General features: G+C 41.0%; 14 protein-coding genes. 6 read left to right on the plus strand and 8 right to left on the minus strand.

Annotated elements, in window-relative coordinates; translation table 11 throughout:
- The first annotated feature begins 1 nt into the window (after window position 1).
- The 4 genes from IQ31_RS14240 to IQ31_RS14255 all read left to right on the plus strand — a co-directional run bounded on the left by IQ31_RS14240 (window position 2) and on the right by IQ31_RS14255 (window position 9023).
- On the plus strand, window positions 2–2089 hold the full coding sequence (locus IQ31_RS14240) for a type IA DNA topoisomerase (protein WP_145328383.1): 2088 nt from the start codon (window positions 2–4) through the stop codon (window positions 2087–2089).
- Window positions 2089–2970 (plus strand): ORF6N domain-containing protein, encoded by an 882-nt coding sequence (locus IQ31_RS14245; RefSeq protein WP_145328384.1) that lies wholly within the window; start codon window positions 2089–2091, stop codon window positions 2968–2970. Before IQ31_RS14240 ends, IQ31_RS14245 begins: the two co-directional genes overlap by 1 nt.
- Window positions 2971–3166: 196 nt before the next feature.
- Window positions 3167–3604: a DUF1896 domain-containing protein gene (locus tag IQ31_RS14250; protein ID WP_145328385.1), complete on the plus strand. Its 438-nt coding sequence runs from the start codon at window positions 3167–3169 to the stop codon at window positions 3602–3604.
- Entirely contained in the window at window positions 3591–9023 is a 5433-nt protein-coding gene (locus IQ31_RS14255; protein WP_145328386.1) for an N-6 DNA methylase, read from the plus strand. Before IQ31_RS14250 ends, IQ31_RS14255 begins: the two co-directional genes overlap by 14 nt.
- Window positions 9024–9032: 9 nt before the next feature.
- Here IQ31_RS14255 and IQ31_RS14260 read toward each other — a convergent pair whose 3' ends face one another.
- The 6 genes from IQ31_RS14260 to IQ31_RS14285 all read right to left on the minus strand — a co-directional run bounded on the left by IQ31_RS14260 (window position 9033) and on the right by IQ31_RS14285 (window position 15123).
- The gene (locus IQ31_RS14260) at window positions 9033–9860 is read right to left on the minus strand and encodes an RteC domain-containing protein (RefSeq protein ID WP_145328387.1); all 828 of its coding nucleotides are present in this window, start codon (window positions 9858–9860) and stop codon (window positions 9033–9035) included.
- Between the two features lie 32 nt (window positions 9861–9892).
- Window positions 9893–10993 carry an adenylate/guanylate cyclase domain-containing protein gene (locus IQ31_RS14265; protein WP_145328388.1) on the minus strand — a complete coding sequence of 367 codons (1101 nt, stop codon included), beginning with the start codon at window positions 10991–10993 and terminating at the stop codon, window positions 9893–9895.
- Between the two features lie 112 nt (window positions 10994–11105).
- Window positions 11106–13358 (minus strand): patatin-like phospholipase family protein, encoded by a 2253-nt coding sequence (locus tag IQ31_RS14270; RefSeq protein ID WP_145328389.1) that lies wholly within the window; start codon window positions 13356–13358, stop codon window positions 11106–11108.
- Between the two features lie 110 nt (window positions 13359–13468).
- The gene (locus IQ31_RS14275) at window positions 13469–13678 is read right to left on the minus strand and encodes a hypothetical protein (protein ID WP_145328390.1); all 210 of its coding nucleotides are present in this window, start codon (window positions 13676–13678) and stop codon (window positions 13469–13471) included.
- Between the two features lie 3 nt (window positions 13679–13681).
- Window positions 13682–14650, minus strand: a complete 969-nt coding sequence (locus tag IQ31_RS14280; RefSeq protein ID WP_145328391.1) for a hypothetical protein — start codon at window positions 14648–14650, stop codon at window positions 13682–13684.
- 41 nt (window positions 14651–14691) lie between these two features.
- Window positions 14692–15123 carry a hypothetical protein gene (locus IQ31_RS14285; protein WP_145328392.1) on the minus strand — a complete coding sequence of 144 codons (432 nt, stop codon included), beginning with the start codon at window positions 15121–15123 and terminating at the stop codon, window positions 14692–14694.
- A gap of 170 nt (window positions 15124–15293) precedes the next feature.
- On the opposite strand from IQ31_RS14285, the gene IQ31_RS14290 reads away from it, so the two are divergent.
- Window positions 15294–16370: a sensor histidine kinase gene (locus IQ31_RS14290; protein ID WP_145328393.1), complete on the plus strand. Its 1077-nt coding sequence runs from the start codon at window positions 15294–15296 to the stop codon at window positions 16368–16370.
- On the plus strand, window positions 16367–17092 hold the full coding sequence (locus IQ31_RS14295) for a LytR/AlgR family response regulator transcription factor (RefSeq protein WP_145328394.1): 726 nt from the start codon (window positions 16367–16369) through the stop codon (window positions 17090–17092). The genes IQ31_RS14290 and IQ31_RS14295 overlap by 4 nt, the downstream gene beginning before the upstream one ends.
- An 86-nt stretch (window positions 17093–17178) precedes the next feature.
- On the opposite strand, the gene mobC is transcribed toward IQ31_RS14295, so the two are convergent.
- Together mobC and IQ31_RS14305 are read right to left on the minus strand one after the other, a co-directional pair.
- Entirely contained in the window at window positions 17179–19179 is a 2001-nt protein-coding gene (mobC, locus tag IQ31_RS14300) for a conjugal transfer protein MobC (RefSeq protein ID WP_145328395.1), read from the minus strand.
- Window positions 19180–19344: 165 nt separating this feature from the next.
- A complete protein-coding gene (locus tag IQ31_RS14305) occupies window positions 19345–19704 on the minus strand; it encodes a winged helix-turn-helix transcriptional regulator (protein ID WP_145328396.1) in 360 nt (119 codons plus the stop codon).
- Window positions 19705–19774: the final 70 nt, after the last annotated feature.

The following is a 19774-nucleotide window of genomic DNA, read 5'->3' on the forward strand; positions in this document are numbered from 1 at the left end:
TATGAAAACAATCATTGCAGAAAAACCAAGCGTAGCAAGGGAAATAGCCAGCCTGTTGGGGGCATCCGATAAAAAGGACGGCTACCTGACGGGCAACGGCTATTTTGTTACCTGGGCATTCGGACACCTTATCGGGTTGGGAATGCCCGAAGATTACGGCATATCTGGATTTGACAAATCAGCCCTGCCAATATTGCCCAACCCGTTTTTGCTGACCGTCCACAAGGTTAAAAAAGACAAAGGCTATACTGCTGATGCAGGAGCATTAAAACAACTGAAAGTCATCAAAGAACTATTCAATAAAAGCGATAGCATTATTGTAGCAACCGATGCCGGACGTGAGGGCGAATTGATATTTCGCTATATCTACGAACACCTGAAATGCAGCAAACCGTTTGAACGCCTTTGGATAAGCTCCCTTACCGAAAAAGCCATCAAACAGGGATTTGACAACCTGAAAGACGGAAAGGAATTTGACGGATTGTACCAGGCTGCACAAGGTAGAAGCCGTGCCGATTGGCTCGTAGGTATCAATGCGACACAGGCACTTTCCATAGTCGCAGGAAACGGCATTTATTCGCTTGGCAGGGTGCAAACGCCTACACTCGCTCTCATTTGCAAACGCTATCTGGAAAACAAAAACTTCTCGATAAAACAATATTGGCAGATAAAGTTGTTGCATAACAAAGAGTTCATTGATTTTAAAAGTCTTTCCAAAACCAAATGGGAAAACCAAAAGCAGGCAGAAGATACGCTTAGGTCTATTGAAAGGAACGGGAATACGATTACCGTTACATCGGTAGAAACCAAAAGTGTTACAGAGCAACCGCCTTTATTGTTTGACCTGACAGGTCTGCAAAAGGAAGCCAACAAAAAGCTCAACCTTTCTGCCGAAGAAACCCTCAACATTGCCCAAAGCCTGTACGAAAAGAAGTTTATTACCTATCCCCGCACCGGAAGCAAATACATTCCCGAAGATATGTGGGCGGAAATCCCCAACCTTGTAAGGGCTTTGCAGGACCGGGAAACCTGTAAGCAAGCCGTATCCAATATGAAATGGGGACGCTTCAATAAACGTATTGTAAACGATTTGCGAGTTACCGACCACCACGGTTTGTTGATTACCGATAAAATGCCGTCAGATCTGAATGCAAAGGAAAATGCGGTTTATGATATGATTGCCTTTCGGTTACTCGAAGCCATATCACAAGCCTGCATCAAAGAGATTACCGATGTCGGTTTACAGGCATCGCATTACGATTTTGCGGCAAAAGGCTGTAAGGTTACGGAACCGGGCTGGCGCACCATTAAAGGCAGTTTTACGGACGATGATACCGAACCGATACAGGATTTGCCCGAACTGAAAAAGGGCGATGAACTTAAAATAAAGGAAGCTGCCGTTCTGGAAAAGAAAACCAAACCGCCTGTGCTTTATACCGAGGCCGGGCTTTTATCGGCAATGGAAACTGCCGGAAAAGAAATCGAAAATGAGGAAGAACGGAAGGCACTGCAAAATATCGGTATCGGCACCCCTGCTACAAGAGCATCCATAATTGAAACCCTATTTACCCGAAATTATATCCAAAGGGAAAAGAAATCCTTAATCCCTACCGAAAAGGGTTTGCAGGTGTATGAACTCGTCAAAGACCGGAAAATTGCAGATGTGGCAATGACAGCCGAATGGGAACTGGCATTGCAGAAAATTGAAACGGGCGAAGCGGATGCCGGAGCGTTCCAAAAGGAAATGGAAACCTACGCTTCCTCCATTACCGAAGAATTGTTGCAGACTTCCATTGCCAATAGTAACCTGCTGAAATTGCTTTGCCCGAAGTGCAAAAGCCAACATTTGATTATCCGTGACAAGATTGTTAAATGCCCCGATGAAGTTTGTAGCTGGGTACAGTTCCGCAATGTGTGTGGTGTACAAGTCAGTGTATCCGATATTGAAAATCTTGTCAATAAAGGTAAAACCTCACTCATCAAAAGAATGACCAGCAAAGCCGGAAAGAAATTCGATGCCTATATCGTATTGAATGAGGATTGCAATACCTCTTTTGAATTTCAGAAAAATAAAAGCTACAAAAAGTAATGGAAAATAAACTCATTGTTACCAGTAAGGAAATCGAAAACCGGATTTACAATGTAAGGGGAAAACAGGTAATGCTGGACACTGACCTCGCAGGTATTTATCAGGTAGAAACCAAAGTATTCAACCAGGCAGTAAAACGTAACGCTGAACGCTTCCCTGAAAACTTCTGTTTTCAGCTCACTCCCGAAGAGTGGGAAGTTTTAAGGTCACAAATTGTGACCTTAAACGCAGGAAGAGGCCAGCACCGAAAATACCTGCCTTTTGTGTTTACCGAACAAGGCGTGGCGATGCTTTCCGGCGTATTGAAAAGTGCAGTTGCGATACAGGTAAGCATCGAAATAATGAATGCTTTCGTAGAAATGCGGAAAATGTTGATTAGTAACGCATCCCTGTTTCATCGTTTGGATAAAATTGAATTGAAGCAATTGGAAGCCGACCAAAAGTTTGAGGAAATCTTTAAGGCTCTGGAAAGCGACAAGCTCCACAGCGACAAAGGGATTTTCTATGACGGGCAGATATTTGATGCCTATGCCTTTGTTTCAGATATTATACGAAATGCGCAAAGGTCAATTATCCTGATTGATAATTACGTGGACGATACGGTGCTTACCCTGCTCGGAAAGCGTGGGCAATCCGTATCAGCAACGATTTATACCAAAAGTATCAGCAACCAACTACAACTGGATTTACAGCGTTACAACAGCCAATACCCGGCTATCGACATTCACGTTTTTATACAGGCACACGACAGGTTTCTCATTATAGACGGGACAGATTTGTACCACATCGGGGCATCCCTCAAAGACCTGGGCAAAAAATGGTTTGCCTTTTCAAGAATGGATATTGAGGTTGGCAAAATGCTTCAGATTTTAAACCACTGACACTCTCTTTATTTATGAATACTGTTTTCAACGGCGTTTATCGCCGTTGTTTTTGTTTTTAGTAAGCAGATTTTTTCACAATCATTCTATCACGCCAAATCCTGCCTCTCAAAGCCAAACACTACCACTTCTTCAAAGGCTCTTATCTACCGCTATAATTTTAGGGTTCAAGTGAAATTCTAAACAAAATTATAGTATGAGTACACAGCAAAAAGACCTATCGTATTTCAGATTACGATTGCAAGAATTACTAAGCAGCAGCTTCCCCGAAAAGGCACACGACCAAAAATTTATCGACCAGCGTTCCTCGTGGGCTGCCAACGCATACGAGGGTGCGTTCCGTTCGGGAAACGCCATTGAGCAATGCAACGAGATAGCCAATTACATTCTTTTCGAGGGCTTGCATTTCTCCAAATTCGACACCGTTTTCCAGGTAGTATGCAATGAGTTTGACACCCTGATGGCAGACGAGGAACTGCGACCGTTCGCCCTTAAAATGTTCCCTGTCTGCGAGCCTGTTTTTTCAAGATATACACTAACCGATGATTTCGCATACAGTTATGAGTTTGATTTACTCTATACCGAAATAACCGGAGCCATCGCAATATGGATAGAAGAAAATGGGCTTCAGTAAAAAGCAACATCTCCAACAGAACATTGATGCCCTGCGAATTGCTTTTAAACTTGAAAAGGAGAAACGACAAGCCACCGTAGGCGAAAGACTGCTAATGATGCAATACAGCGGATTTGGTGGTCTTAAATTCGTCCTTAACCCCATAGCCGAAGATATAGACATCAACCATTGGAGAAAGACGGAACACGACCTTTTCCCACTCACGCAGGAACTCCACCGGCTACTCAAAGAAAACGCCCAGGACGATAAGCAATACCGCCGTTATGTGGACAGTATGAAAAGTTCCGTACTGACGGCATTTTATACCCCGCCACAGGTCATATATGCGATTTCTACAACCTTGCGTGAAAGCGGTGTCAATATTCAGAAATTTCTCGAACCCTCCGCAGGTATTGGTACGTTCATACAATCCTTTTCCGAAAATCAGAATGCCAATATTACCGCCTATGAAAAGGATTTGCTGACAGGTAAAATCTTAAAACAACTTTACCCCGAAAGCAATATCCGTGTAAGCGGTTTTGAGGAAATACCCGAAAAGGAACAAAACAGCTATGATGTTATTGCCAGCAATATCCCGTTTGGCGATACGTCTGTATTTGACCTTTCCTATTCAAGAGGACAAGACCCAGCCCGTGTGCAGGCTGCCCGAAGCATACACAATTACTTCTTTCTGAAAGGAACGGATATGCTCCGTGAGGGCGGTATATTGGCTTTCATTACTTCACAGGGCGTTCTCAACAGTCCGAAGAACGAACCGATACGCAGGGCGTTGATGCAGGATAATGATTTGGTTGCCGCTATACGCTTACCCAATAACCTGTTTGCGGAATATGCAGGCACAGAGGTCGGCAGCGACCTGATTATCCTGCAAAAAAATACAGGAAAGGAAATGCTCTCGTGGAGAGAAAACCGCTTTTGTGAAACCTATATCAACCCCAACAACATTTCAGTTAATGTGCTTCTCGAAAATCCAGCCCGGGTTGTACATACCGATAGTAAATTAGATACTGACCCTTACGGGCAACCGGCACTCATCTATACGCACAAAAACGGAGTGGACGGCATTGGCAAAGATTTGAAGCAAATGCTTTCCGAAGATTTTGGAAAATACCTGAATTTGGGTTTATACAAAGGCGAACGGAATGATGAGCCTGTTATCCAAATTCCGGTTGAGCCAAAGGTTACAGCTCCGGTCATAGAACCTGTGACCGTTCAGCCGGAACCACAATCACAACTTCTTTCAACTCCGAAAATCATTCAGGAAAGCCCGCAGGAACTAAAACAGTTGAGCATTTTCGACCTGTTTGAAAATATGGACGAACCTGTGGCAGTTCTTGCTGCGCCTAAAAGAAGCACACAAGCCAAAAGGCAAAACACGAATAAATCAAGAGCCAATATTGGTCGCCAGCCCGACCTGTTCAGTAGTGCAACGCAGCAACCTTATACACCTCCGGTTTCTAACGGAACCACTAATGGGGTTGCGGCAACTAATGGCAAAAAACAGGAAGTCATCGGCGACCTGTTTTCTGCAATAAATGGGAATGGCCAGATTGCTCAACCAGCCGTTCCCGATATTATTCCTGAACCTGCTCCGTACAGTGGTGAACTGCAACCGTTCCACCGTAACGACTGCCTTGTAGTGGATAACGGTTGGGTCGGTCATTTGCAAGATGTAGATACAGCAGACGGTACGGCGGTTTTCCACCCTTTGCAATTACCTCCCTTACAGAAAGCAAGAGCCGAAGCCTATATTGGTGTGCGTGATGTTTACCAACAGCTTTACACCAAAGAAGCCGAGCAACAGGTTGAACATAAAGGAGAACGGGAAACCCTTAACCGCCTGTACGATGCCTTTGTCAAAAGTTACGGCAACCTCAACAGTGCCGACAATATCAAGCTCATCAAGACGGATAGTGCGGGCAAGGAAATGCCTTATCTGGAGCGTGTGGTTGGTGGCGTGGTACACAAGGCAGATATATTCAGCCGTCCCGTAAGTTTCTCTACCGCAACCATAGCAACCGATAATCCCGAAGAAGCGTTGGCGGCATCGCTGAACAAATACGGAAGTGTGGATTTGGGCTATATGTCCGAAATCAGCGGTATGACCGCTGATTCGCTGAAAGATGCCCTGCACGGTCGTATTTTCTACAATCCGCTCCAAAAGGAATACGAAATATCCGAACGCTGGATTGCGGGAAACGTCGTAGAAAAAGCCCAAGAGGTAAGAAACTACATTGAAAACAATCCCGATGATGCTGAAGCCAAAGCGAGCCTTATCGTATTGGAAGAAGCCCGACCAAGACGTATCGAATTTGAGGAACTGGATTTTAATTTGGGCGAACGGTGGATACCCACAGGCATTTATGCCCGTTTTGCTTCGCATCTGTTTGATACGAACGTAAATATCCATTATTCAGAAAGCGCCGATGATTTTTCCGTTAAGTGTGACCAAAAGAATGTGCATATATGGGATAAATATGCCGTCAAAGCCGAAAGCCGGACGTTTGACGGGATTGCCCTGCTTAAACATGCCCTTGTCAATACCGTACCTGATATTACTAAAAAAATCACGATTGATGATAAGGAAGTAAAGGTGCGGGATATGGAAGCCATACAAATGGCGAATACCAAGATTGACGAAATCCGTACCGCCTTTACCGACTGGCTTCACGCCCAAAATGATGAGTTCAAAACCAGGCTGACCGACCAATATAATGACACGTTTAATTGCTTCGTCCGCCCGAACTATGACGGAACGCATCAGGACTTTCCGGGATTAGACCGGAAAGCATTAGGCATTGAAGACCTGTATTCAAGCCAAAAGGACACCGTTTGGATGATTAAGCTGAACAACGGTGCTATCTGCGACCACGAAGTAGGTGCAGGGAAAACACTTGTAATGTGTACCGCCGCACAGGAAATGAAGCGTTTGGGTCTGGCACACAAACCAATGATTATAGGGCTGAAAAGCAATGTCCACGAAATAGCGGAAGCCTATCGCACCGCCTACCCACACGCAAAAATCCTGTTTCCGGGCAAAGAAGATTTTACGCCCCAAAAACGCCTGCGCATTTTCGGGGATATTAAAAACAACGAATGGGATTGTGTTATACTGACCCACGACCAATTCGGAATGATACCGCAGTCGCCCGAAATCCAAAAGGAAATCCTCGAAATAGAATTGGACAGCGTGGAGCGTAACCTCGATGCCCTCCAAGCACAAGGGAAAGAAGTAACCAGGGGAATGCTTACCGGAGTAATCAAAAGGAAAGAAAACCTTGAAGTAAAGCTCAAAACCCTTGAACACGACATTGAAAACCGCAAAGATGATGTGGTGGACTTCAAGATGATGGGTATAGACCATTTGTTTGTGGACGAAAGCCACCAGTTCAAAAACCTGATGTTCAACACAAGGCATACACGGGTTGCCGGGTTGGGCAATGTGGACGGCAGCCAAAAGGCAATGAACCTGCTTTTTGCAATCCGTACCATTCAGGAACGCATCAATGCGGATATGGGAGCAACCTTTCTTTCGGGTACAACTATCAGTAACTCATTAACGGAATTGTACCTCCTGTTCAAATACCTGCGACCACGGGCAATGGAAAAGCAAGGTATCCATTCTTTCGATGCGTGGGCGGCTATCTATGCAAGGAAAACGACCGATTATGAGTTTTCGGTGGCGAATAATATTGTGGCAAAAGAACGTTTCCGATACTTTATCAAAGTACCGGAGCTTGCCCAATTCTATTCCGAAATCACGGATTACCGCACGGCAAAGGATATAGGCATTGACCGCCCCATTAAGAACGAGGTGCTGTATAACATACCGCCTACGCCCGACCAGGAAGTGTTTATCCAAAAGCTAATGGAGTTTGCCAAATCGGGCAACGCTACCTTGCTCGGCAGACCGCCTTTATCGCAAAGCGAAGAAAAAGCAAAAATGCTCATCGCCACGGATTACGCCCGTAAGATGTCGCTCGATATGCGTATGGTTAGCGGCAGGTACGAAGACCACCCCGACAACAAGGCTTCGCATTGTGCCAATAACATTGCCCGATATTACAACCAATACAACGCACAGAAAGGAACGCAGTTCGTTTTCTCCGATTTGGGAACTTATAAGCCCGGCGAATGGAACGTGTACTCTGAAATAAAACGCAAACTCGTTGAAGACCACGGCATACCCGCAGACGAAGTCCGGTTTATACAGGAAGCGAAAAACGACAAGCAACGCAAGGAACTGATTAAAGGAATGAACGATGGCAAAATCCGTGTACTGTTCGGTTCAACGAGTATGTTAGGTACAGGTGTCAATGCACAGAAAAGAGCCGTTGCCGTTCACCATCTCGATACGCCGTGGCGACCGTCCGACCTTGCCCAACGGGACGGTCGGGCAATCCGCAAAGGCAATGAAATTGCCAAATTCTTTGCCGATAACAAAGTAGATGTGATTATCTATGCCGTAGAAAAATCATTGGATAGCTATAAGTTCAACCTGCTGTACAATAAACAGTTATTTATAGACCAGTTAAAAACCAATAATCTCGGCAAACGAACCATTGACGAGGGCAGTATGGACGAAAAATCGGGAATGAATTTTTCGGAATATGTGGCTATCCTTTCGGGAAATACGGATTTGTTGGACAAAGCGAAATTGGAAAAACAGATTGCCGGGCTGGAAAGCGAAAAACAGGCATTCAACCGTTCTAAATTCAGTGCTAAATATAAATTGGAAGACTATACCGCAGAACTGGAAAAGGCTCAATCCCGATTTGACCGAATGAGCCTCGACTGGAACAACCTGCAAGGGCGTATCCAAAAACATTCTGACGGTACTATTGCCAATCCTGTTCAGTTGGACGGGTTGCCGCCTAATGCGGACATCAAACAAATCGGTGCAAAGCTCAATCAGCTTGCGGACAAAGCCCGCACTGGTGGGGATTATGAAGAAATCGGTAGCCTCTACGGTTTCCAGCTTTTGGTAAAAACGGAAACGTCCGAAAAAGAGGGCGTGGATATTCGGGTGAACCGTTTTTTGGTACAGGGCGAAGGCAACATCAAATACACGTACAATAACGGTATCATTGCCAAAGATGAAAAATTGGCTTCTATGAATTTCCTTAACGCATTGGAAAAGATACCGGGCTATATCGAACAGGAGCAAAAGAAAATAACCGAAATTCAAAAGGATGTACCCATTCTTCAGGAAGTGATTAATGGAACCTGGTCTAAGGAAAACCGGTTGAGCGAACTCAAAACAGAACTGGCTTCCGTGGAGCGGAAAATACAGCTATCTATCACGCCCGAAACCAAGGAAGAACCTACGGAACAAGTGGAAAAACCGAAAGAAGCTCCGCAGATTTCGGATAGTATTGTACGGACAAAAGGTATCCATCTACCGAGAGGGATATTGTAATCACAATAGTTATTGCTCGTCCAGTTCGTCCATTTTCCTGATTAGAGCATCACGCAAACTGTCAATGAATTTGGTACGATTTATCTTCCTGGATTTCAGTTCCATAAACGTATGGTAAAAATCTCCTAAATCAACATTAAAGACCGTTTCAAATGTTTTGGCAACAACTTTAATATCCGCATTCCCGTTGTCAAATGCGCCTTGTGAATGCAGGGCATAAATCAACTCGGTTAAAGCCGTTTTGCTTCCGGTCCAGTTCAATATTGCCGGCACTTGCTTCTTGCTCCTGTTCGTATTGTAGAGCTGGTCTTCTAAATAGACTTGTATCAAATCGTTGGCAAGTATTTTGGCAACTTTGTAATCGTGTGAAGTAGAAAAGTAGTGGTCTGCTTCAAAGTAAAAAGTGTCTAAACTTAATTTAATATCGTGCTTACCCCGCAAAAAATATTTATGGTCAAGATAGGTGCTGTTCGTTCTGTAATACTTGTAAAAATCAAGGTTGTTGTCAAAATATCTTTTGAGCTTCGCAAGTTCGTTATGCAGGTATTTCTTTATTGTTTTGTCGCCACCGAAGGGCTTCTTGGTTTCTATTTTATAAATTGTGTTATAATAGATAAGTTTTGACAGAAGAACAGGTTTCAACCGTTTAAAGAAAAGGATTTCTTCCTGTTCGTTCATAAAGCCTTTTTCTAAAATATATTTTTTGAGCCCAACAATCTCCTTTAAAATCGTGGATATGGCCTTTTCGTAGCATACTATAAAATTATCTTCTTCATAGGTTAGGTCTTTTAACTGTACTTCCAATTCATCAACTACTTGTTGAAAATATTCTGTCATTTAGTTATTCGGTTTATTGTATAATATTTAATTTAGCACTCTTGAGTATTTTTGCTTTTAAAAACCTTGTACGCCATTTGAAGCCCTTCAATCCCTCTTAGGTTGAGTAATTCTACGGTGTCTATGGTGTATTCGCTCTGATTTTTTATATGGTTGTAAAAATTTTCAGACAATAGCATATCTGCTTCATTTTCTTTGCAGGCGGCCTGTAATCTGGCACAGAGATTTAAAACATTACCGTGATAAGCGATTTCCCGTTTATAATTTCCTACCATTACGGCAGATACCTTTCCGCTGTGAATGGCACATTTAAACGCAGGTTGAATGCCATATCTCTTTTGGTAAAAACTTTCTCTGTGTTTGAGTAAATCTTTATAAGCAAAGTACAGGTCGATACATTGTTTGAATTTAAAATTATTTGCTACTTTCCACGTAATGACCGCTTCATCTCCTACATACTGATATATTTCTCCGTTGTACTTCAATACGATGTCCGACAAATCCCAAAAACAATCCTGCACATATTTACTGAAATTAAGATGCCCCAGTTGTTGTGCTGACGGAGTAGAATTTTCCATATCGAGAAACATAAATACACGTTCTTCTTCTTTTGGATTGTTGTATGTATTTTTCACGATATGGTACAGATAATTTCCTCCCAAACTACGTCTCAACAAAATTACTAATCCAGCTATGTATTCTGTTGACAGCATATAAATAATGATGGTTTCCGTAGTGTTCCGCCTGAAAACATCAAAAAGACTTTTGCTGTGCATCATCGCATCTTGCCCGGAGAAGAAAAGAGCAATATAATATACCAGTGTAGTAAGCGTGGCAAAAATCAAAAGCCGCAGCAATGCAACCACCAATGGTTTTTTTCGCCTGAATGCTGGATATACGAATGTATGCAGGATTCCGAATATGATTCCCAATGGCACAACAATGAAAAAAGTAATTTGGTATTGGTGGCGGGAGGTCTTAGTCAAAGCTTCCGGCACAGCATACATTTCATAAAGACAACCGTCCGGCAGGTCATTGAATTTTATAAACAGAAAGAAAGCGGTAATCAGTATCCAGACCACGGCTACATAAACAACTTCTTTTATATGGTTAAACATTAATTTGCCTTTCATTCGTATATTTTTTATTTGGTCGAATGGAACACCATAATGCACATATCACTTTTTGTTAAATGTTTACATAGGCGTTTCACTGTGTTATTAATCTTATCAGGTAATTAGTTGATTAAAAATCCAAAGCATAACCGATGTTGAAACTCGGGACTATTTTATCGCTAATGTTATTGTACATAAACACCGCTTCTAACGGGCCGATAAACGATTTGTAACCAATGGCAAGACCGGCTCCTAACACAGCGTTTTTTCTGTTTGCATCTATGATGTAATTGGTCTTCACAAAATCGTATTTCAGATAGTTAACGATGGCGTTGGCAACTAAATTTGCACCGAAATTGTACTGAAATCCCAACTGTGGCGAGATAACGCTGGAACTGGACACCGCATTGGCTCGGAATCCGGCAAAGAGTATCTGGTTGCGTATCACGGCATTGTTACCTCCGATGATAAAATCGTTTAGCACAGGTTGTTTATTCCCGAAATGAATCCCGGAATTGAGCTTCAGAAAAAACGAATGTTTGCCTACGGGAAGATGATGTGATGAATAGTAGCGAAGACTGAAATAAGGCTTTTTACCAAAGCTGTCTTGATGCTGTGTACCTGACGTCGTTCCATCGTCATACGTAAAATCAGCATGTTGCGCATAATTAAATCCAACTTCTACATCTATTTTATTGCCGCTGTTCGGATAAGAATTATTTTCCCGATTGTCGAAACGCAGGTTAGCAAAAGAGGTTACAAATCCCAGTTCGCCTTCTGCTTCCAAAACGGTTTTTATTTTAGGCTTGTATTTCAAATATTCATATCGGGTACCGGCTCCTATCAAAAAATTATTGGTAACAAGGTTGTTTATACTTGCTTCCACTTTCAGGTGTCTTTGATTGTACAGCCCTACTTTATCCATTTTTTCGTTGTAGGCAGACATATCGGTAAATGCACCGCTTGCGGAAGATTCCAAATACCAGCTTCTTCTGTGGTTAAAGAAATAAATATTCCCGATACGGATACGGGGCGCTTCCCCGATAGATGTTTCAATGCTGGTTTCTGTAAAGGGATTGGATACGCCAAACATCGAAAAAGCGAGCTTCAAGGCAATTCCGGTTTCTGTATTATAGTGTAAGCCTGTTTTTAAAACATGCTGCGGGTCTTTTTCAAATAAAAGATTAATTGTGTAGCTGTCGCTGTTGACATCGGGAATTAATTCGTAATTGATTTTCCGGAAAATTCCGGCACCGAAAACTTTCCTGATCCTGTCGGATAAGAAAGAAGCGGAATACATTTTATGGTCTGAAAATCCCAAAACATTCAGATAAAATCCCTTTTCCTTTTCACTCAATCCGGTTGTGGTAAATTTTGAAACGAAAACTTCATTTTTCTTTTTAAAACCTGTGTCCGGATGTGGTTGCAATGGCTCTTTACCATAAATCGCATCCAGCGAATCTTTGAGCTTTATAAGGCGGGGATAAAGTGCTTTTCCTTGTTCAATACCTATTTTTATAATGTCATCCGAAGAAGAAAAACTGGAAGCACTGTATGCTTCTATCGGATGATTTACGAGAATGCCAGCCAGCTTTACCTGTTCCTGAAAATCCTTATTCTCCTGGTAAAATGCAAGCTGGGACACCATTTGAAAAGGATTGTCTATTTCGTTGCTTTTCAACAAAGGACTTGCCACGGAACTGCCTATGACCACACCCGCTCCCATTTCTTTTGCTTCCGAAACCGGAAAATTTCTTGCAATTCCGCCGTCAACCAACGTTCTGCCGTCTATGGTAACAGGAGTAAACGCCGCCGGAATTGCCATACTGGCCCGAATGGCTTGGGCGATATTTCCGCTTTTTAAAATCACTAAATCTCCCGTTTCGATGTCGGCTGCCATACAACGGAATGCTCTTTTAAAGTCGGAAAAATCCTTGGTTGCGAGATAAGGAAACAGTAGTTCGTTGAATGTCAGCCAAAGTTCATTGGATTCTATAATACCTTTACGAAAAGAGAATTTTCCTTCAATTAAAGGAATTTCCAGATACTTCCCGGAGTTTCTTTTTTGCGGCAGTATCAGCATATCATAAGAAGATTTGTTGGACAGTATCTTGTTCCAATCGAGCTTATGGGCAATAGCTTCAATTTCGTTGCCGCTGTAACCCACCGCATACAAACTGCCTACAATTGCGCCCATACTGGTTCCGGCTACATAATCAACCTTGATACCTGCGGAATCTATGGCTTTCAAAACGCCGATATGTGCCAAGCCTTTTGCGCCTCCGCCACTCAGTGCCAACCCGATTTTGGGACGTTCTCCCTGCTGCTGGGCAAACAACAGATTGGTTACAAAGCATAAAATAATCAGCAGATGTATTTTCATTTTTTTATCCTTTAATCGCAACAATATTAATAAAATTCCAAAACCATTAAGGATTTAAGTTTAAACCTTAATTTGTTAATGATAAAAACAAAAGCCTTTCTTTTCGTACTTTACTCCAACTCCTCACAAGTATAATTTAGGTTTTGTACTAACCTTTGCACTTCTTTGGGCGAAAAACCGGTGCCTTCTATGCGGAGGATTTTATCGCAGTCTTCTAAATCGAAATTAATTTTTGCATTTGGAAATTCTGCCAAAAGTACTAACAATACAAATTCTGCCTTTTTTTGATACTTAACATTTGTTTTGAAAACTGCTACCATTTTCTATTTTTTCTTTTTAATGAACGGATTAAACGATAAACCTACATTGGCATAAAAAGCAGGTTTGGGTTTGGTTTCTATCTCGGCATCTCCCAACGATTCTTCCTTGTCAAAAAGTCCGCTTCCTATGGCTACACGCATTCCTGTTTTGGCGGTTAAAATAAAATTATCGCCCAAAAGTCGTTCATAAACCAAACCGTTGTATAAGTCGATTTGGCGGTATTCAAATTTTTGTTTCGGATTGGCCGGATTTAGATTGTACACATAAAAATCTGCTCCTTTGTTAAGTTCAGACCCGATGGAAATCCGGCTTTTTTTCGGGAAATATTTTCGAATATACAAACGTTGCGGCAACGTCATATCAAACGCATAACCGTTGTCCAATTTTCGCTCGTAAGTAAAAACGGGAATTACCGGAAATTGCACACTTGGGTCGATGTTAGCAATCAAACCCACTGCCATTTTGGTTCGTGCATCGGCTTTCAGCAAAAGTGTAGCACCCGCCATCCCTTTGATGCGTTCAAAATGTTTATCGCTTCCGTCAACGGAAACATTTGCCGAATAAATGACCATTTTGTTGAACAATTTTGAGAAATACAAAAAGTTAAGCGACGATTGATGATAATGAAATTCATCGTTTATAGAAGTGGAAATGCCCGAAGTTTCATCGGTATAATCGGCATCAAGATTTTGATAGCGGTATTCGAGCGTTGCTCCCAAAACCCATTTTGGTTTTTTAATAAAACTAAAAGTACTGCTGGCATAAACCTGCGAAAAACGGTTGGCTTCGCCCTGTGAATAATCGTGCGGAAACGTGTGCGTGTATTCCACATTCAACGGACGTGCTGCGGCAAATTTGCCCGCAAGATAGGCGATAACACCTTGTGTGATACTGTCGTTTTTGGCTTGTTGAGCAACACAAATTTGGCTTACTAAAACACATACCAACAGCGAAATTTTTACTTTGTTCATTTGTTTTTTTTATAGTTGACTTTGTTCCGATTGTTCTTAAATTACCCCAATTCATAAACAGCAGAATGGGAAAAACGGAGCAGCAAAATTTTATCGCAAAAAGGCTTGATGTACTTTTCCGTAATAAATTGATTGATGGTTCTCACATTCATACTATGCCGTTCATCTACAAAAACGAGCCAGAGTTTTTCTATACCGGTTTGGCGTTTGTAATAATCCAAAAATCGGGTGTAGGATTTATGAATTCGGTTCACTTCTTTCAAATCCCAAAAGAGAATGCCGGTTTTCGTTCCGTTATCATTCACGATGCAGATTTGATAACTTGAACAATCCAGAATTTCCAACGAAGGATTGTACGCCTCAATGAAGCAACCTAAATCTACAATCTGAATTATTCTTCGATCTTTCTTCTTATCGTTTAATTCGGAATTTTCAATTGGTTTTACCCAGTTTTCAAAAGCTATTAAATCCATATTTTTAGGATTAAAAATTAAAGTGCAAAGAAACTCAGGATATTTGTACGCTCTTTTGTTTTTATACCAAACAGCGTATTTTTTATACAAAACCTAAATTGGTATAATAAAACGCAGGGTTTGTATAATGTTTATCGGTAACAATTTCTAATCGCTTAACTTTGTAATCTATGAACATCATCAGCCAACAGACCAAAGACCAACGAATTGTCAACTTTCTGGTATTGAAAAAATACCGGGTCTGGCGACATTTGCTCTTTTTAGGTGTTTTTTATTTCTTCCTTTTTAATTCTAAATACAAACAAATTCCGGAAAGCAACAATGAAAATATTTGGGTATTGTGTGTGTGTTTGGTATTTGTTCCTATGTTTTATATCAATATGTATTTATTAGTCCCGCTTTTTTTCAAAGGGAAATATATCATTTACTTTATACTGTTGGTTGGAGTGAATTTTATTGGGATAGATATTTTAGCCAGAACATTTGTTTGGTTAGAACCCACTATTGTCACAGACATGCATCGCAAAGAAGATGCTGAACTTTTTAAATATTTTAATGCTATTTTTATTTCCACCCCTTTTCTTATGGTTTCTACTATGGTAAAACTCTTTCAGAAATGGGTAAAAGATAACGAGCAGATTGCCGAACTGCAAAAACTTACGCTGAATATGGAACTCAACGAGCTAAAAAACCAAATCAGTCCACATTTTTTGTTTAATATGCTCAACAATGTAAAGGCACTTATTCGTGCCAATCCCGAAGCCGCAACTACCGTAATTATGAAATTATCGGAATTTTTGCGGTATCAATTGTACGAAAACAACGAAGAAAAAACACCGCTTTCGGCAGAAATTAACTTTTTGTCTAATTTTATAAATCTGGAAAAAATACGCCGTGATAATTTAATCGTTACTTTGGAAAATAATATTGACCAACACACGCTGCACACCATTTTAATTCCGCCAAATTTGTTTACGGTTTTTGTAGAAAATGCCGTAAAACACAGTGTTGACATCAGTGGAAAAGAAGCGTTTATAAATATTGAATTTAAATTTGAAGATAAAAAACTGTATTTTGTGTGTACCAATTCTAAAAGCGAAAATTATTTTGTTCCTAACGAAAAATATAGCGGTTTGGGTCTTGCTAACATAAAACGCCGCCTCGAATTGCTATACAATAATAATTACAATTTAGAAATTACTTCAACCGAAAACAAGTACATTGTTTCCTTAACGCTTCCTGTATGAACAGTATTATTATAGACGACGAACCTTTGGCACGAGAGGAAATGCAATCGCTGATACAGGAAGTATCGGCTCTTGAAATCGTCGGACAGTTTTCTAATGCCGTTACCGCACTCGAATTTTTGAAAAACCACAAAATCGACCTTATTTTTCTCGACATCGAAATGCCAATGCTCAACGGTTTAGAATTTGCCAAATTACTTCCCGAGCAAACGCTGCTTATTTTTACAACTGCTTATTCACAATATGCACTAAAAAGTTACGAGCTCGATGCCGTAGATTATTTGCTGAAACCCATTGAAAAAAACCGACTGAAAAAAGCCATTGACAAAGCCGTTGCGTATCAAAAATTACTTTCGGCAGAAACAGTAAAAACCACCATTGAAGCCAATACCGACCATTTTTTATTTATAAAATCGGACAGAAGGTTTTACAAAATTAATTTCAATGAGATTAAATTCATTGAAGGATTAAAAGATTATGTGGTGCTTTACAGCGAAAGCCAAAAGCTGATTACCGCAATGAATTTAAAAACCATTCATCAAAAAATTCCCGCCGATATTTTTATGCGTGTAAGCAAATCGTATGTGGTGAATAAAAATCACATCAATTCGTTTGACAACCACACCATTTATATTGACGAATTTGAAATTCCGATTGGCACGGTTTACAAAAACGAGTTTTTTCAAAAATATTCTGATGGTTCGCTGAATGCGGAGGTGTAAGATGAAGTTGTGTGTTTACATAATTAATCAATATGTAATCAACTTCATACTTTGGTGGATAGTATAATTCTAAGCAATTGTTGATATCATTCCTGTTGCACCAAATGCTGTAAGTTCGGGTCGTTCTTGATACGCTCGATTTCGGTTCCAATAATATGCAGAATATCGGATTTAATCTGACGGTAGTTGCTTTCAATCTGTTCTTTCATTTTATCCTCGCCCTGCTCATTTACAAAAGATAAGATTTGCGGTATTTGCTGATAGGCTTTGCTTTCTGCTGCTACCTTTTCATTATCCACCACAATGTCAGCGTGAAATATTTTTTGCTCTATACGTTCATCAAAGTTATCCGATACAGAACCGACAAACATACCTTGTGTTAAAGTTGAAATTTTGGAAGCAGGTATAAGGCTGTCTAACTGTGTGGAAATAGAGGTAGATTTATCGTTTCGATTAATGGTCATACTTTGGCGTTTCTGTAATACTTTTCCGAAGCGTTCCGAAAGGCTCTTTGCTGTTTCGCCAACAACCTGACCACTGAAAATATTACCGACTGTATTTTGGATAACCTTGCTTTCTTTGTCGCCGTAATCACGGGTTAATTGCGAAAAGTCCTGAAAGCCTAAGCACACAGCCACCTTATTACTCCTTGCAGTTGCGATAAGGTTGTCCAAGCCCCGAAAATAAATTGTGGGCAACTCGTCAATAATGACCGAACTTTTTAACTGTCCTTTTTTATTAATCAATTTTACAATCCTTGAATTGTATAAACCCAATGCAGCCGAATAAATGTTTTGGCGGTCGGGATTGTTACCCACACACAAAATCTTTGGCTCTTTCGGGTTGTTGATGTCCAATGAAAAATCGTCGCCTGTCATTACCCAGTACAGTTGCGGGCTAATCATCCTTGATAGTGGGATTTTGGCCGATGCGATTTGACCTTGTAACTGGTCTTGTGCGCCACCTTGCCAAGCATCCATAAAGGGCGACAAATAATTTTCCAAATCAGGGTATGAGGTTAAAATTGTGAACACGTCCGAATACCTTTTATTCAATAATTCAATGGCGTGTGGGAATGTACAATACTTGCCATTCTCATAGATTTTCAGATACCAGATAATGGCAGCAAGCAATATAATTGGGCTTTCCACGAAAAAATCCCCTTGCTTCTGTATCCAGCTACGGTTAAGGTTCAACATTATGGTGTAGGCTGCTTCATACGCATCGGAAATGTCCGTCATAAAGTCCGGATTGAGCGGATTGCAACGGTGGCTTTTGCGTGGGTCGTCAAAGTTTATTACATAAAATTGGGGTTGTACTTTGTACTTATCCCTGTGCTTCAGCAAATGGTTGTAGGCAATGGTAGAAAGGTCGTCGAACTTGAAATCGTAGATGTACATTGAGAACCCTTTCTCAATCTGCTGTTTGATGTAGTTGTTTACGATGGCATACGATTTACCCGAACCCGGAGTTCCCAACACGATGGATGCCCTGAAAGGATTGACTACGTTAATCCAACCGTTGTTCCATTTACCTTTGTAGTAAAATTTGGTGGGCAGGTTGACGGAATATTCGTTTTCCATCAGTTTGGTTTCCTGTTGGAAACTCTCGTTTTCGTTGTTGAAAACATCGTCCATCAGGTTGGTACGGAGCAAACGGCTCATCCAAACCCCTGCAACCATTAAAGCGATATAGCCTAAGCCTGTGGTCAGGACATAAAGAAATGTAGCCGTGTTGAGTGGTAGCTTTAATAATGGAAAGTTCAGAAAGAACAGGACGAAACCGATGGCCAAAGCCACATATATTTTGCTCCAAGTAATTTTTTCATTCTTAACGCCTTTTGTTCCCAAACAGCTTAAAGCCAGCAATACCAAAGCGAAAACTTTGGTATATAAGGTATGTTCAAACAAGCCTGCCGTCCGGTTGAAATTCCCTAAAATCTTATTGATGATTTCCAATGTCCAGCCACGATGTATAAAGAACCCGTAGCAAAACCAATACAAGTGCATCAATACTATAATGATGCTTACTGCCCGCATAAAAGCCATAATCTTTGCAAGCCCTCTGATGTCGTCTTCTCCCTGCATTTCTATAAATTTTTAATGTTCGGGCGTGAATTTATGGGCTGAGAAGTCCGACTATAAGAATGTGGCAGTCATTGGCGGTAAGTGGCGGTGTTTGGCTTGATGTTACTACTGAACGTAGCAATAAAGTGAGTTCAAAATATCATTGAGGCATCATTCACTTTACATTTATTCGTGAGAAGTAATTTTTTTTTTGTGTTTCTGACCCCAATCGGCTAATGCAGCAACTACGTCTTTGAGGGTTTCCGCATATTCTGTGGGAACATACTCTACTACAACGGGTGTTTTGTCGGCTTGTACCACTCTTTTTGCAAGACCGTTCAATTCCAATTGCTTCAACTCATTGGAAAGCACCCTTGCCGAAATTCCTTTGATTATCCTTTGCAGTTCATTAAATCGGTTATGCCCGCTTATTAGTGCTATCACTATCCTCAATTTCCATTTTCCGCCCAATACATACAGGGCGTCTTCAACTGCGTCTATATTTTTTGCACACTGCGTATCTGAATACATTATTTTTTGTTCCATAATTTCATTTGTAATAACCTTAATATTACTACTAACCTTTAGTTTACTACTAATGTTTAGTTAGTAAATA

Source organism: Sphingobacterium siyangense, from assembly GCF_007830445.1.
GTDB lineage: Bacteria > Bacteroidota > Bacteroidia > Sphingobacteriales > Sphingobacteriaceae > Sphingobacterium > Sphingobacterium siyangense.